13 protein-coding genes are annotated in these 13,808 nt (G+C 69.7%); 7 read left to right on the forward strand and 6 right to left on the reverse strand.

From position 1 onward, the window contains the following. Positions 1-84 precede the first annotated feature (84 nt). The 4 genes from ABGB17_RS25495 to ABGB17_RS25510 are packed head-to-tail and all read left to right on the forward strand — an operon-like array spanning position 85 to position 4,281. Positions 85-711, forward strand: a complete 627-nt coding sequence (locus tag ABGB17_RS25495) for a heme-copper oxidase subunit III (protein ID WP_347633959.1) — start codon at positions 85-87, stop codon at positions 709-711. Continuing rightward, positions 708-1,556, forward strand: coding sequence for a c-type cytochrome (locus tag ABGB17_RS25500; protein ID WP_347633816.1), 849 nt, complete (start codon positions 708-710; stop codon positions 1,554-1,556). The genes ABGB17_RS25495 and ABGB17_RS25500 overlap by 4 nt, the downstream gene beginning before the upstream one ends. Continuing rightward, positions 1,553-2,629 (forward strand): Rieske 2Fe-2S domain-containing protein, encoded by a 1,077-nt coding sequence (locus ABGB17_RS25505; RefSeq protein WP_347633818.1) that lies wholly within the window; start codon positions 1,553-1,555, stop codon positions 2,627-2,629. Before ABGB17_RS25500 ends, ABGB17_RS25505 begins: the two co-directional genes overlap by 4 nt. Then, positions 2,626-4,281 carry a ubiquinol-cytochrome c reductase cytochrome b subunit gene (locus ABGB17_RS25510; protein WP_347633820.1) on the forward strand — a complete coding sequence of 552 codons (1,656 nt, stop codon included), beginning with the start codon at positions 2,626-2,628 and terminating at the stop codon, positions 4,279-4,281. Before ABGB17_RS25505 ends, ABGB17_RS25510 begins: the two co-directional genes overlap by 4 nt. A 168-nt stretch (positions 4,282-4,449) precedes the next feature. Here ABGB17_RS25510 and ABGB17_RS25515 read toward each other — a convergent pair whose 3' ends face one another. The 4 genes from ABGB17_RS25515 to coxB form a co-directional block, all read right to left on the reverse strand. Continuing rightward, a complete protein-coding gene (locus ABGB17_RS25515) occupies positions 4,450-5,748 on the reverse strand; it encodes an Ig-like domain-containing protein (RefSeq protein WP_347633822.1) in 1,299 nt (432 codons plus the stop codon). Between the two features lie 183 nt (positions 5,749-5,931). Then, positions 5,932-6,327: a cytochrome c oxidase subunit 4 gene (locus tag ABGB17_RS25520; RefSeq protein WP_347633824.1), complete on the reverse strand. Its 396-nt coding sequence runs from the start codon at positions 6,325-6,327 to the stop codon at positions 5,932-5,934. Then, complete coding sequence (gene ctaD, locus ABGB17_RS25525) at positions 6,324-8,003, reverse strand: cytochrome c oxidase subunit I (RefSeq protein ID WP_347633826.1); 1,680 nt, start codon at positions 8,001-8,003, stop codon at positions 6,324-6,326. Before ctaD ends, ABGB17_RS25520 begins: the two co-directional genes overlap by 4 nt. Next, positions 8,000-8,662: a cytochrome c oxidase subunit II gene (gene coxB / locus ABGB17_RS25530; RefSeq protein WP_347633828.1), complete on the reverse strand. Its 663-nt coding sequence runs from the start codon at positions 8,660-8,662 to the stop codon at positions 8,000-8,002. Before coxB ends, ctaD begins: the two co-directional genes overlap by 4 nt. Before the next feature lie 348 nt (positions 8,663-9,010). Between coxB and ABGB17_RS25535 the strand changes: the two genes are divergently transcribed. Further along, complete coding sequence (locus ABGB17_RS25535) at positions 9,011-10,156, forward strand: aminotransferase class V-fold PLP-dependent enzyme (protein WP_347633830.1); 1,146 nt, start codon at positions 9,011-9,013, stop codon at positions 10,154-10,156. A 148-nt stretch (positions 10,157-10,304) separates the two neighbouring features. Next, complete coding sequence (locus ABGB17_RS25540) at positions 10,305-10,607, forward strand: sulfurtransferase TusA family protein (RefSeq protein ID WP_347633832.1); 303 nt, start codon at positions 10,305-10,307, stop codon at positions 10,605-10,607. Positions 10,608-10,675: 68 nt separating this feature from the next. Here the strand turns inward: ABGB17_RS25540 and ABGB17_RS25545 are convergent, their stop codons facing one another. Both ABGB17_RS25545 and erpA read right to left on the reverse strand, forming a co-directional pair. Continuing rightward, the gene (locus ABGB17_RS25545) at positions 10,676-11,662 is read right to left on the reverse strand and encodes a carbohydrate kinase family protein (RefSeq protein ID WP_347633834.1); all 987 of its coding nucleotides are present in this window, start codon (positions 11,660-11,662) and stop codon (positions 10,676-10,678) included. A gap of 346 nt (positions 11,663-12,008) precedes the next feature. Beyond that, complete coding sequence (gene erpA / locus ABGB17_RS25550) at positions 12,009-12,362, reverse strand: iron-sulfur cluster insertion protein ErpA (RefSeq protein ID WP_347633836.1); 354 nt, start codon at positions 12,360-12,362, stop codon at positions 12,009-12,011. Positions 12,363-12,581: 219 nt separating this feature from the next. Here erpA and nadA point away from each other — a divergent pair, with 219 nt between their 5' ends. Beyond that, on the forward strand, positions 12,582-13,769 hold the full coding sequence (gene nadA, locus ABGB17_RS25555; protein WP_347633838.1) for a quinolinate synthase NadA: 1,188 nt from the start codon (positions 12,582-12,584) through the stop codon (positions 13,767-13,769). The last annotated feature ends 39 nt before the right edge of the window (positions 13,770-13,808 follow it).

Here is a 13,808-nt window from a genome sequence, read left to right on the forward strand (position 1 = left end):
GATCCAGGCATATGTCCGGTTTGGTGGGCCTGAAGTGCCCGAACCGGGGGGTCGTGCGGCGACCCGGCCATGGAAGCCGCAATAATGCTGCGCGTGGCGACAGCATCCGCAGTAACGACGACGACAGCAGCATCGTCCCGGCGGCCCAACCTGGTCAGCGTGGGGACGATCGTCTGGCTGTCTTCCGAGCTCATGTTCTTCGCGGCGCTGTTCGCGATGTACTTCACGATCCGGTCGGTCACCCTCGGCCATGAGCAGCCCTGGCCGACGCTGCCCGAAGGCGTCCATCTCGACGTCCCCTTCGCCCTGGTCAACACGATCGTCCTGGTCCTGTCCAGTGTGACGTGCCAGCTCGGCGTGTGGGCCGCCGAGAAGGGTCAGGTCAGCAGGCTCCGCTTCTGGTACGTCATCAGCTTCCTCATGGGCGCGTGGTTCGTCGGGGGCCAGCTGTACGAGTACCAGGCCTTGGTGCACGAGGGCCTGTCCATCTCCACCAACGCCTACGGCTCGGTGTTCTACCTGGCCACGGGCTTCCACGGCCTGCACGTGACCGGTGGCCTGATCGCGTTCCTGTTCATGCTGGGACGCACGTACGCCGCGAAGCGCTTCACCCATGAGCAGGCGACCAGCGCGATCGTCGTGTCCTACTACTGGCACTTCGTCGACGTCGTCTGGATCGGCCTCTTCGCGACCATCTACATCATCAAATGATCGGAACGAGGATCTCGGTGAACTCGATCACCGTAAAGAGGCGGCATCCGCTGGCGCGGTTCGTCGTGCTCCTCCTGGCCCTGAGCTTCCTGGGGGGGACGTACGCTCTGCTCGCGCCCGGCCCGAACCAGGCCGACGCGGCGAGCGCCTCGGGCAAGCTGGACGACGTGGCCGAGGGCAAGGCGCTGTTCACGGCGCACTGCGCGACCTGCCACGGCATGAACGGCGAAGGCTCCTTCAGCAAGGGTGCCGCGTCGGGCCCCAGCCTCATCGGCGTGGGCGCCGCGGCGGTGGACTTCCAGGTCTCCAGCGGCCGCATGCCGTTCGCCAACCCGGGCCCGCAGGCCCTGCGCAAGCGCCCGCCGGACTGGGTCAACGAGACGACCATCCGGCAGCTCTCCGCGTACGTGCAGTCGCTCGGCGGCGGCCCCACGGTGCCCGCGGCCGAGGCCGTCGACCCGGCCAAGGGCGACCCCGCCAAGGGCGGTGAGCTGTTCCGGGCCAACTGCATCCAGTGCCACAACTTCGCCGGCTCGGGCGGCGCCCTGACCTACGGCAAGCACGCCCCGGCCCTGGGCCCGGCCACGCCGACCCAGATCTACGAGGCGATGGTGACCGGACCGCAGGCGATGCCGGTCTTCAACGACACCACGATCACCCCCGAGCAGAAGCGGGACATGATCGCCTACATCGTCGGCCTCCGTGAGGAGCCCAACCCGGGCGGCAACGGCCTCGGCCGCATCGGCCCGGTGATGGAGGGCCTGGTCGCCTGGACGGCCGGCCTCGGCATCGTCGTGCTCGCCGCGATCTGGATCACCGCGAAGAAGCGGAAGGTCACGCGATGAGCGATCACCCCACCAACGGCGTCCAGGACACCGAGGAGCCCCGCGTCCCGCATCGCGTGATCGGCACGCCGGTCCAGGCGGGCCAGGCCACCCTCGGCGCGCCGCCCTCGGCCGTCGAGCCGATCGTCCACGAGGGCGTGGAGTACCTCGACGAGCGCAGCGCACGCAAGGCCGAGCGCGTCGTCGCGCTGCTGTTCCTCGTGACGTTCCTCGCCACCGTGGCGTTCATCGTGTCGTACGTGGTGTTCCAGGTCGGCACGATCGAGAAGACGCAGATCTCCAACCTCGCGCTCGGCGGCACGCTGTCGATCGCGCTGCTGGCGCTCGCCTGCGGCATCGTGATCTGGGTGCGCGGGCTGATGCCGAAGTACAACCTGATCCAGGAGCGCCACACGATGGCGACGGACCCGGAGGTACGGCGGCACGTCAACGAGGTCTTCCTGCAGGGCGCCAACGAGAGCGGCTTCGTCAAGTACAAGCTGCTGCGCCGCACCCTGCTGCTGGCCGCGGCGCCCCTCGGCCTGCTGCCGCTGGTCCTGCTGAAGGACCTCGGCCCGCTGCCGGGCACCTCGCTGCGCCACACGGTCTGGAAGAAGGGCACCCGCCTGCTGGTGGAGGGCTCGGGCCAGCCGATCCGCGCGGCCGACTTCAACTCCCCCGGCGGCATCCTGTCGGTGGTGCCCGAGGGCCACGAGCACGATCTGAACGCGCTGGCCAAGGCCACGCTGATCCTGATCAAGTTCCGCCCGGAGGACCTCAAGTCCGGCACGAAGCTGAATTGGACGTACGACAGCATCGTTGCCTACTCTAAGATCTGCACGCACGTGGGCTGTCCTGCGGCGCTGTACGAGCAGACCACGCACCACATCCTCTGCCCGTGCCACCAGTCCACGTTCGACGCGACGGACGGCGCGAAGGTCATCTTCGGCCCCGCCGCGCGTCCGCTGCCTCAGCTGCCGATCGGCGTCGACGGCGAGGGGTACCTCATCGCACAGAGCGACTTCAACGTCCCGGTGGGGCCCAGCTTCTGGGAGCGCGGGGACGCCGAAGCCGAAGCTAGGGGGCAGGCATGAGCCTCGACGCGACGCCCAAGGCCATCGCGGGCACGTCGAGCTACATCGACGACCGTCTCGGCGCCGGCAACTTCCTGAAGCGCAACCTGCGCAAGGTGTTCCCGGACCACTGGTCGTTCCTGCTCGGCGAGATCGCCCTGTACAGCTTCATCATCCTGCTGCTCACCGGCACGTTCCTGACGTTCTGGTTCAAGCCCAGCATGGGTCACGTCGAGTACGACGGCTCCTACCTGCCGCTGGTCGGCGTGCAGATGTCCGAGGCGTACGCCTCGGCGCTGCACATCAGCTTCGACGTCCGCGGCGGCCTGCTCATCCGGCAGATCCACCACTGGGCGGCGCTGCTGTTCGTGGTGGGCCTCATGGTGCACATGCTCCGCGTGTTCTTCACCGGCGCCTACCGCAAGCCGCGTGAGTTCAACTGGCTGATCGGCGTGCTGCTGTTCACGCTGGCGCTGCTCGAGGGCCTCACCGGCTACTCCCTGCCGGACGATCTGCTGTCCGGCGCGGGCCTGCGGATCACCCAGGGCGTGCTGCTGTCGATCCCGATCCTCGGGACGTACCTCCAGTTCTTCCTCTTCGGCGGCGAGTATCCCGGCGAGGACGTGATCTCGCGGTTCTTCACGATCCACATCCTGCTGATCCCGGGCCTGCTGCTGGCGCTGATCTCGGCCCACCTGATCCTGATGTGGGTGCAGAAGCACACGCAGATGCCGGGCAAGGGCCGCACCGAGAAGAACGTGGTCGGGGCGCCGTTCTACCCGTCGTTCATGGCGAAGTCGGGTGCCTACTTCCTGTTCACCTTCGCCGCCGTGGCGCTGCTCGGCACGTTCGCCCAGATCAACCCGATCTGGTTGTTCGGGCCCTACACACCCGCGGACATCTCGGCGGGGTCGCAGCCCGACTTCTACATGGGCTTCCTGGAAGGCTCGCTGCGGCTCATGCCCGCCTGGGAGATCAACTTCCTCGGCCATACCCTGGCGCTGAGCGTGCTGATACCCGCGCTCGTGCCACTGGGGCTGGTGATGACGGGGCTCGCGCTGTACCCGTTCGCGGAACGCTGGATCACCGGGGACAACCGGGAGCACCACCTGGCCGACCGTCCCCGCAACAACCCGCACCGCACCTCGATCGGCATCTCGGCGATCACGTTCTACGGCGTGTTGTGGCTGCTCGGCGCGAACGACGAGATCTCGGCGACGTTCCACATCTCGCTGTACACCACCACCGAGGTGGGACGGGTCCTGGTGTTCCTCGGCCCGGCGCTGGCGTACTTCATCACGTACCGGGTGTGCCTCGGCCTGCAGCGCAGCGACCAGGCGGTGATCCACCACGGCGTGGAGTCCGGCGTGATCAAGCGTCTGCCGCACGGCGAGTACATCGAGGTCCACGTGCCGCCGGCCGAGGACCTCGCCGCGCACATCAAGGGCAAGGCACCGATCGCCGCCGTCACGGCCGGCCCCGACGGCGACGGCATCCCGCCGAAGGGCCTGCGCAGTCCCATCGGCCGCCTCCGCGCCAAGCTCAGCGCGGAGTACGCCAGGGACAGCGAGGCCATCTCGCTGGACGGCGGCCACGACGGCCACGGCGCCCACGACGAGCACGCGGCGGTCATCGCGGGCTCGCCCGGCGAGGGCAAGTCGATCGGCCACTAGAAGGCAGTTCAGGCAGGCAAGAGGCAAGGGCCCGGACGCGGTGAGCGCGTCCGGGCCCTTCCTCGTGCCGGGCCCCCTCGTGCGGGCCCCCTCGTGCTGGGCCCGGAGGGCGGGCCGGCAGGTGCGCGGCGGTCAGGCGTGCGGCCGTCCCGGGGGGCGGCGCGGTGGTCAGGACGGGGTGTCCTTCTTCTCCGTGTCCTTCTTGAGCTTGTCGGCCTCGTCGGCCTTGGCGGAGGCGTGGTCGGCCAGGGTGACGGCCAGGGCCTCGGTGGTGAAGCCGGAGCGCAGGCCGCTCCAGCGGAGCCATTCCGGCCAGGTCTCCTGCCAGTGGCCCCAGCCGTTGGTCGGGTCGAGGCGGCGGGGCGAGCCGGACACGATGATCGGGTCGCCGATCAGGGTGGTGTCCTTGAACCACTCGGCGTTGGACGGGCTGATGTTGACGCAGCCGTGGCTGACGTTGGAGTTGCCCTGCGAACCCACCGACCACGGCGCGCCGTGGACGTACTCGCCGGTGTCGGAGATGCGCACGGTGTCGTACACGGTGAGGCTGTAGTAGCCGGGGCTGCCGGGCCCGATGCCGGGGGACGTCATCGTGGTGACGTCCTCGCGTGACATGGCCAGGTGGATGCCGTTGGTCGTGTAGTACTTCCAGGTCCCGCCCTGTCCCGCGGACAGCGGGATGGTGCGGATCACCTTGCCGCTCTCCTTGACGGTCATCTGGTGCGTCGTGGTGTCGGCGTGGCTGATCCGGGCCCGGCCCACGGTGAACTCCCTGACGTAGTCCCGCGCGCCGTACATGCCGGGGCCGCCGTGCACCCCGGCGAGCTGGGCGACCAGCTTCACCTTGGTGTTCGCCGGCCAGTAGACCTTGGGGCGGAAGGCGAGCGTCTTGTCGTCCCACCAGTGCCAGGCTCCCTCGATCGGCTTGGAGCTCTGCACCAGCAGGTTGCGTTCGACCGAGACGCGGTCGGTGATGGGCTTGTCGAACGTCAGCATGATCGGCATGCCGATGCCCACGGTGAGGCCGGTGGCCTCCTTGCTGGGCAGGATCTTGGCGAGCGCGAACACCTGGGTGGCTCTCTGGGTGGAGAACACGCTGGTGACGCGCCTGGCCTTGCCTCCGGGCCCGACGGCCTCGACGGTCACCTCGTAGGTCTGCCCCGGCGCCATGGCCCGCCTGCTGCGCCATCGGGTGTGGTCGGCGCTGAGCAGGCCCGCGACGGGCTCGCCGTTCGTCGGGCGCACCTGGACGCTCCTGAGAGCGCCGCCCGCGATGCCGACGGTCACGGGCAGCTCAGGTGGTACCTGGGTCGCCCCGTTCGCCGGAGAGACGTTCACGGCCACGCCGGAGCGGCCTCCCGTGCCGTCCCCCTCCTTGTCGGTGCCGGGGGTGCCGCACCCACCGGCCAGCAGCAGGGCCAATGCCCCGGTTCCTATGGCGATCACCCGGAATTCGACGTGTCCCACCTGACGTCTCCCCCGCTCCGATGGATCACTCCTTATCAGTTATTACCCGGTCACAGCGTGTCGTGTACCTGGGTGTTCGGAGAAAGGGGCGAAACGACCAGCAAAAAAGCGGCGCGGGCGGCCGACGGTTCCTTGACGGAGACCGCCGGCCGCCCGCGCGGGAGCGTGCCGGGCCGGGACGCCTCAGTGGGAGAAGTGACCCCGGTAGTACTGGAAGACGAAGCCGACCGTGGTCATCAGGGTGGCGGCCACGCCGATCATGAACAGCCACCAGCCGATGATGAAGCCCACGGTCACCAGGGCGACCGACAGGCAGACGAACAGCGGCCACCAGCTCGACGGGCTGAAGAAGCCGAGCTCGCCGGCGCCGTCGCTGATCTCGGCGTCCTTGCGGTCCTCGGGCTGCTCGCCGATGCGGCGGGCCGTGAACAGCAGGTAGTAGCCGATCATCAGGGCCAGGCCGACCGAGATGGCGAGGGCCGTGGTGCCGGTGGGCTCCTTGGACCAGAACCAGTAGACGAGGTCGACGGCGGCGAAGAAGATGCCGCTCAGCAGGAACAGCCAGCCTTGGACTTTCATCGCGTCGTCCCCTCAAGCTGCTCGACCGGCGCCAGCCGGTGCGGGTTCTTCAGGTCGAAGGCCGGCCGCTCGGACCTGATGCGCGGCAGCATGGTGAAGTTGTGCCGCGGCGGCGGGCAGGACGTGGCCCACTCCAGGGAGTTGCCGTAGCCCCACGGGTCGTCCACGGTGACCTTGGGCGCGTGGCGCCAGGTCTGCCAGACGTTGTACAGGAACGGCAGCGTGGAGGCGCCGAGGATGAACGCGCCGATCGAGGAGACGACGTTCAGGTCGGTGAACTGGTCCAGCGCGGAGTAGTCGGCGTACCGGCGGGGGAACCCCTCGGCGCCGAGCCAGTGCTGCACCAGGAACGTGGTGTGGAAGCCGATGAACAACGTCCAGAAGTGCCACTTGCCGAGGGTGTCGTTGAGCATCCTGCCGGTGAACTTCGGCCACCAGAAGTAGAAGCCGGAGAACATCGCGAACACGACGGTGCCGAACACCACGTAGTGGAAGTGGGCCACCACGAAGTAGGAGTCGCTGACCTGGAAGTCCAGCGGAGGCGACGCCAGGATGATGCCGGTCAGGCCGCCGAACAGGAACGTCACGAGGAAGCCGACCGCGAACAGCATGGGTGAGGCGAACACCAGGTGGCCGCGCCACATCGTGCCGATCCAGTTGAAGAACTTCACCCCGGTGGGCACCGCGATGAGGAACGTCATGAACGAGAAGAACGGCAGCAGCACCTGGCCGGTGACGAACATGTGGTGCGCCCACACCGCCGCCGACAGGCCCGCGATGGCGATGGTCGCGCCGACGAGGCTGATGTAGCCGAACACCGGCTTGCGGCTGAACACCGGGAGGACCTCGGTGATGATGCCGAAGAACGGCAGCGCGATGATGTACACCTCGGGATGCCCGAAGAACCAGAACAGGTGCTGCCAGAGCATCACCCCGCCGGTCTCGGAGTCGAAGATGTGCGCGCCGAGCCGCCGGTCGGCCTCAAGGGCGAGCAGCGCCGCCGCCAGCACCGGGAACGCCAGCAGCACCAGGATGCTGGTGAGCAGGATGTTCCAGGTGAAGATCGGCATGCGGAACATCGTCATGCCGGGGGCGCGCATCGTGATGATCGTGGTGATGAAGTTCACCGCGCCGAGGATGGTGCCGACGCCGGACATCGACAGACCCATGATCCACAGGTCGGCGCCGAGGCCGGGCGAGTAGACCATGTCCGACAGCGGTGTGTAGGCCGTCCAGCCGAACGACGCCGCGCCGCCGGGGGTGAAGAACCCCGACACCGCGATGGTGCTGCCGAAGAGGTAGAGCCAGTAGCTCACCATGTTGAGCCGGGGGAACGCCACGTCGGGCGCGCCGATCTGCAGCGGCATCAGCTCGTTGGCGAACCCGGCGAACAGCGGGGTCGCGAACATCAGCAGCATGATCGTGCCGTGCATGGTGAACAACTGGTTGAACTGCTCGTTGCTCACGAAGTCGAGCCCCGGCTGCGCCAGCTCGGCCCGCATCACCAGCGCCATCACGCCGCCGATGAGGAAGAACACGAACGACGTGATCAGGTACAGGTGCCCGATGATCTTGTGGTCGGTGGACGAGGCCCACTTCGCGATGACCGTGCCCCGGCGGGCGCGCCGGGCGGCGGCGGGCGCCGCCTGGATGGATGGTTCGTTGACGGCGGTCACTGGGCACTCCCCGCCTGGCTGTTGACGTACTGGTCGTACTGGGCCTGCGGCACGAGCTTCACCGTGAAGAGCATGCGGCTGTGGTCGACGCCGCAGAGCTCGGCGCATCGGCCGACGTAGGTGCTGGGCTTGTCCAGCGTGGTGACCTCGAACCTGTTGGGCACGCCCGGCAGGACGTCCAGCTTGTACAGGAACGCGGGCACCCAGAACGAGTGGGCGACGTCGCGCGACTCAAGGTTGAACTCGATCTTCTTGCCGACGGGCAGCACCAGCTCCGGCCGCTGGGCCGGGGTGCCTGCCACCTGCACGGTCTTGCCGTCGTAGGTGCTGGTGAAGCGCCAGCTCCACTGGAAGCCCTCCACCTTGACCTTCACGTCCGGCCGGCCCGAGACGGCGCCGATGGCCGTCTGGTCGCGCGCCGTGAAGTAGAAGAACACCGCCACCATGATGATCGGCACGGTGGTGTAGAGGATCTCGATCGGCAGGTTGTAGCGCACCTGGGGCGGCAGCGCGTCCGGCGAGTTCTTGCGCCTGCGATGGAACAGGCAGGCCCAGAAGATCAGGCCCCACACCACGATCCCGACGCCCAGGGCGGCGATCCAGGCACCGTTCCACAGGTTCTGGATGATGCCGGCCTCCTTGGTGACGCCTTCCGGCATGCCACCACGAGACCACGTACCAACGCCTCCACACGCCGACAGGGACAGCGCAAGCGCCGCCAACGCGGCGGCGCGAGGCACCCTGCGGCGGGCCAACGGACGCCGTGCAGAACGGCGGGTCGGACTCACGGATCGCCTACCCCAAAGTTGAAGCCCAAGAGTGGTCCCTCCTGGGCGGTCGTTTCCCGGTTCACTTGTCGCGCTCTGAAAAAAGTCGGCTGTCGTCACGCTGGGGGACACATTAGCGCGGACTGGGTCCGCCCTCCTTCCCACCCCCGGCAACGCCGCGCGGCAACGCCTTCCCCGTCGAGCGGCCCGGCCCGCCCGGCGCGGCGGCCGGGTGGGACGATGGGGGCCGTGGCGTACTTCGACGCGGCCTCCACCGAACCCCTGCACCCCGCGGCGCGCGAGGCGCTCCTGGCGTCCCTGGACACCGCGGGAGCCGACCCGGCCCGGCTGTACGGGACGGCCAGGCAGGCGCGGCTGCTGCTCGAACAGGCACGCGGCGAGGCCGCCGAGATCATCGGCGCCCGGCCGGACGAGGTGTCCTTCACCACCTCGGGCACCCAGGCGGCGCACCTCGGGGTGCTCGGCACGCTGCTCGGCCGCCGCCGTGCCGGGCGCCGCGTGGTCGTGAGCGCCGTGGAGCACTCCAGCGTGCTGCAGGCGGCCCGTGCCCACGAGTCGGACGGCGGCACGGTGGAGACCGTCCCCGTCGGCCTCACCGGGCGCGTGGACCCGGCGGCGTTCGCGGCGGCCGTCGCGGCCGGGGGCACGGCACTGGCGTGCCTCCAGACCGCCAACCACGAGGTCGGCACGCTGCAGCCGGTCGAGGAGGCGGCGCTCGCGTGCCGGGAGGCCGGGGTGCCGCTGCTGGTGGACGCCGCGCAGACCCTGGGACGGCTGCCGGTGCCGGACGGCTGGTCGGTGCTGGCCGGCAGCGCCCACAAGTGGGGCGGCCCGGCGGGGGTGGGGGTGCTGGCCGTGCGCAAGGGCACGCGCTGGCGTTCCCCGTTGCCTGAGGACGAGCGGGAGCGGCGCCGGGTGCCGGGCTTCGAGAACGTCCCCGCGGTGGTCGCCGCCGTGGCGGCGCTGCGCGCCCGCGCGGCCGAGGCGCCCGAGGAGAACGCCCGGCTGTCGTCGCTGGTCGACCGGATCCGCGCCGAGGTGCCGCGGCTGGTGCCCGACGTGGAGGTGGTCGGCGAGCCGGAACTCCGCGCCCCGCATATCGTGACGTTCTCGTGTCTTTACGTGCCAGGTGAGGCGATTCTCTCCGAACTGGACAGGGCGGGCTTCGCCGTCTCCTCCGGCAGTTCGTGCACGGCGAGTACGCTACGACCATCGCATGTTTTGGAGGCGATGGGAGTGCTCACCCACGGGAACGTCCGGGTCTCGCTGCCCCGCGGCGCGTCCGGCGCGGACGTGGACCACTTCCTCGCGGTGCTGCCGGGCATCGTCCGGCGGGTGCGGGAGAGCGTCGGGGTGCGGTCGTGAGACGGCACCGGGGAACGGCGCAGGGGGCGGGCCCGGCTGAGCCCATTTTCCGCACGAGCCCGAAAGCCCCTGGTAAGGCGTTATGTGATGTCCGGCACGGTTGCCGTCGAGGGCGATGTGCGGAAATCGGGGCGAGGGGGAGATCGTGATGGCACGGCGGCGCAGACCCGACACCACCGCGGCGGCGGGCGGCCCGGCGCCCGAACAGGAGCCACTGCCGCCGGCGGCGCTCACCATCGACGCGCTCGGCCGCAAGTGCCCGATCCCGATCATCATGCTGGCCGACCAGATCAACTCGGTGCCGCTGAACGCCGTGGTGTCCGTGCTGGCCGACGACCCGGCCGCCTTCACCGACATCCCCGCGTGGTGCCGCCTGAAGTCCCACCACCATGTGGGCAGCTACGTGCTGCCGCAGGGCGGCTGGGCGATCCACGTGCGGCGCAACTACTGAGCCCTGAGGAGCACGTGAGGGGACGCCGGGCGGCGCCCCCTCGGTGAGTCAGGCCACGTCAGGCCGGGTCAGGGGTAGACGCAGGCGACGTACGCCTCGCAGTCGGCCGCCGCCTCGGGGCCGTACGCGGCGCCGAGGCGCTCCACGAAGCCCTCGCGGCCGAGGCGGTACTCCTGGCCGCCCACCTGCTCCAGCACGTGGGTGGCGGTGAGGTTGCCGAGCTGGCCGCACCGCTCCAGGGTCAGGCCCCAGTGCAGGCCCGACAGGAACCCGGCGCGGAACGCGTCGCCGACGCCGGTGGGGTCGACCTTGCCGACCTCGGGGGCCGGCGGGATGTGCAGCGACGGCTCGCCCTGGCGGTCGATGCGCGCGCCCTTCGGGCCGAGCGTGGTCACCCGGACGCCGACCCGGGACAGCACCTCTTCGTCGGACCAGCCGGTCTTCTGCTCGACCAGGGCCTTCTCGTAGTCGTTGGTGAAGAGGTACGCCGCGCCGTCGATCAGCGTGCGGATGTCCTGGCCCTCCATGCGGGCGAGCTGCTGGGACGGGTCCGCGGCGAACGGGATGCCGCGCTGACGGCACTCCTCGGTGTGGCGGATCATCGCGTCGGGGTCGTTGGCGCTGATCATGACCAGGTCGAGGCCGCCCAGCCGCTCGGCGATGGGCCACAGCTCGATCTCGCGGGCCTCGGCCATCGCCCCGGTGTAGAACGACGCGATCTGGTTGTGGTCGTCGTCGGTCGTGCACAGGAACCTGGCCGTGTGGTGCAGCTCGGACACGTGGACCGAGTCGCAGTCGACGCCGTGGCGCTCCAGCCAGGAGCGGTAGTCGGCGAAGTCGGTGCCGACCGCGCCGACGAGGACGGGCCGCAGGCCGAGGCATCCCATGCCGAAGCAGATGTTGGCCGCGACCCCGCCGCGCCGGATCTGCAGGTCGTCGACGAGGAAGGACAGGGAGACGCGGTCGAGCGCCTCGGCGATGAGCTGATCACCGAAGCGACCCGGGAAGGTCATCAGGTGATCGGTCGCGATGGAGCCGGTGACGGCGATGCGCACGGGGTGCTCTCCTCGTTGTCAGCATCGATGGGCCCGCCAAGAATACGACAACGAACTAGCGCCGGAGCCTGTGCCGAGGCCGCCGCGCGGGCACCCGGCCGTCCGTTCACCACTTTCCGGTCCGCCGCCAGGCGCCGGCGGGATGCGTCACCTGCGCCGACGCGGCGCCACCCCAGCCGCTCCCCCGTTCCCGGGCCCGCGGCCCCGTGCCGGATCCGGCGGGGCGGCTTCGGCGGCGTTTCAGGTGCGGGACACCCCGGCGGAGGACGCCGTGGAGATCACGGAGGCGGGCATGCCGAAACCCCGCCGCGCGGACCGGTCCGCGGGCGGGGACGAGGGCACGGCGTCAGTTGAAGGAGTCGCCGCAGGCGCAGGAACCCGTGGCGTTCGGGTTGTCGATCGTGAAGCCCTGCTTCTCGATGGTGTCGACGAAGTCGACCGTGGCGCCGATGAGGTACGGGGCGCTCATCCGGTCGGTGACGACGTTGACGCCGCCGAACTCGGAGACGACGTCGCCGTCCATGGCGCGGTCGTCGAAGAAGAGCTGGTAGCGCAGGCCCGAACACCCGCCGGGCTGCACGGCCACCCGGAGCTGCAGGCCCTCCTCGCCCTGCTGCTCAAGGAGGCTTCGCACCTTGGCCGCCGCCGCGTCGGTCAGGATCAGGCCCTGCTGCGTGGTCTGGCTGCTCTCAACCGTCATGTGCTGAACTCCCCGTCTGCCCAAACCGCCCCTCGGGGACGGAGGCCTTGGTCTGAGGTCTCACTCAGACGCTACCAACACCCGGGCACCCTCACACATTCCTGTCCCGATGGATGGGCGTCCCCGGGGGCCTCTTGGACGGGTCACCCGGCGCCGTATGCAATGATTAGTCGTCACATAGACGATAAGTCGCGTAAGAAGCTGCAAAGAAGGTGTGGCGTGACGACTACGGAGACGGGCCTACCGCTCTTCATCCTCGGCCAGGGCATCGACCCCCACAGCGAGCGGGGCGTCGACTGCCCCGGAGAGCTGCCCCCCGCGTCCGATCCCGGACTGGTCGCGCGGGCGCAGCGGGCCAAGGCCGCCCTCGGCGACCGCCTCTTCGTGCTCGGGCACCACTACCAGCGCGACGAGGTGATCCGCTTCGCCGACGTGACCGGCGACTCGTTCAAGCTCGCCAAGGACGCGGCGGCCCGGCCCGAGGCGGAGTTCATCGTCTTCTGCGGTGTGCACTTCATGGCCGAGTCGGCCGACATCCTCACCTCCCCCGCCCAGCGCGTGGTGCTGCCCGACCTCGCGGCCGGGTGCTCCATGGCGGACATGGCGACCTTCGACCAGGTCGAGGAGGCGTGGGACGTCCTCACCGAGATGGGTGTCGCCGACGTCACGGTGCCCGTCACGTACATGAACTCCTCGGCCGACATCAAGGCGTTCTGCGGACGCAACGGCGGCGCGGTGTGCACGTCCTCCAACGCACGCCGCGCGCTGACCTGGGCGTTCGACCAGGGCCCCGGCGGGCCCGAGGGGAAGGGCGCCGGGGACCGCAAGGTGCTGTTCCTGCCCGACCAGCACCTCGGGCGCAACACCGCGGTGCTGGAGATGGGCTTCTCACTGGACGACTGCGTGGTCTACAACCCGCACCGGCCGGACGGCGGGCTCACCGAGGAGCAGGTCAGGAACGCCAAGGTGATCCTGTGGCGCGGCCACTGCTCGGTGCACGGCCGGTTCACCGCCGGGTGCGTGGACGAGGTGCGCGACCGCATCCCCGGCGTCAACGTGCTCGTCCACCCCGAGTGCCGCCACGAGGTGGTCACCAAGGCCGACCACGTGGGGTCCACCGAGTACATCATCAACATGATCGACCGGGCCCCCGCGGGGTCCGCGTGGGCCGTCGGCACCGAGCTGAACCTCGTCAAGCGCCTCGCCGCCCGGCACCCCGACAAGACGATCACGTTCCTGGACCGCACGGTCTGCTACTGCTCCACGATGAACCGCATCGACCTCCCCCACCTGGTGTGGGCACTTGAGTCCCTCGTGGACGGCCAGGTCGTCAACCAGATCACCGTGGACGCCGGCACCGCCCACTGGGCGCGGGTGGCCCTGGACCGCATGCTGGCCCTGCCGTAGGGGCCCGCGGGGCGGTGCCGCCGTCGCCGGCGGCCCGGC

The organism is Sphaerisporangium sp. B11E5, from assembly GCF_039871875.1.
Classification (GTDB): domain Bacteria; phylum Actinomycetota; class Actinomycetes; order Streptosporangiales; family Streptosporangiaceae; genus Sphaerisporangium.

Coding starts and splice junctions, on each gene's coding strand:
- ABGB17_RS25540 (WP_347633832.1), top strand. CDS start 10,305: ATGGCACGGCGGCGCAGACCCGACACCACCGCGGCGGCGGGCGGCCCG.
- ABGB17_RS25495 (WP_347633959.1), top strand. CDS start 85: ATGCTGCGCGTGGCGACAGCATCCGCAGTAACGACGACGACAGCAGCA.
- ABGB17_RS25535 (WP_347633830.1), top strand. CDS start 9,011: ATGGGGGCCGTGGCGTACTTCGACGCGGCCTCCACCGAACCCCTGCAC.
- coxB (WP_347633828.1), bottom strand. CDS start 8,662: ATGCCGGAAGGCGTCACCAAGGAGGCCGGCATCATCCAGAACCTGTGG.
- ABGB17_RS25520 (WP_347633824.1), bottom strand. CDS start 6,327: ATGAAAGTCCAAGGCTGGCTGTTCCTGCTGAGCGGCATCTTCTTCGCC.
- ABGB17_RS25510 (WP_347633820.1), top strand. CDS start 2,626: ATGAGCCTCGACGCGACGCCCAAGGCCATCGCGGGCACGTCGAGCTAC.
- ABGB17_RS25500 (WP_347633816.1), top strand. CDS start 708: ATGATCGGAACGAGGATCTCGGTGAACTCGATCACCGTAAAGAGGCGG.
- ABGB17_RS25505 (WP_347633818.1), top strand. CDS start 1,553: ATGAGCGATCACCCCACCAACGGCGTCCAGGACACCGAGGAGCCCCGC.
- erpA (WP_347633836.1), bottom strand. CDS start 12,362: ATGACGGTTGAGAGCAGCCAGACCACGCAGCAGGGCCTGATCCTGACC.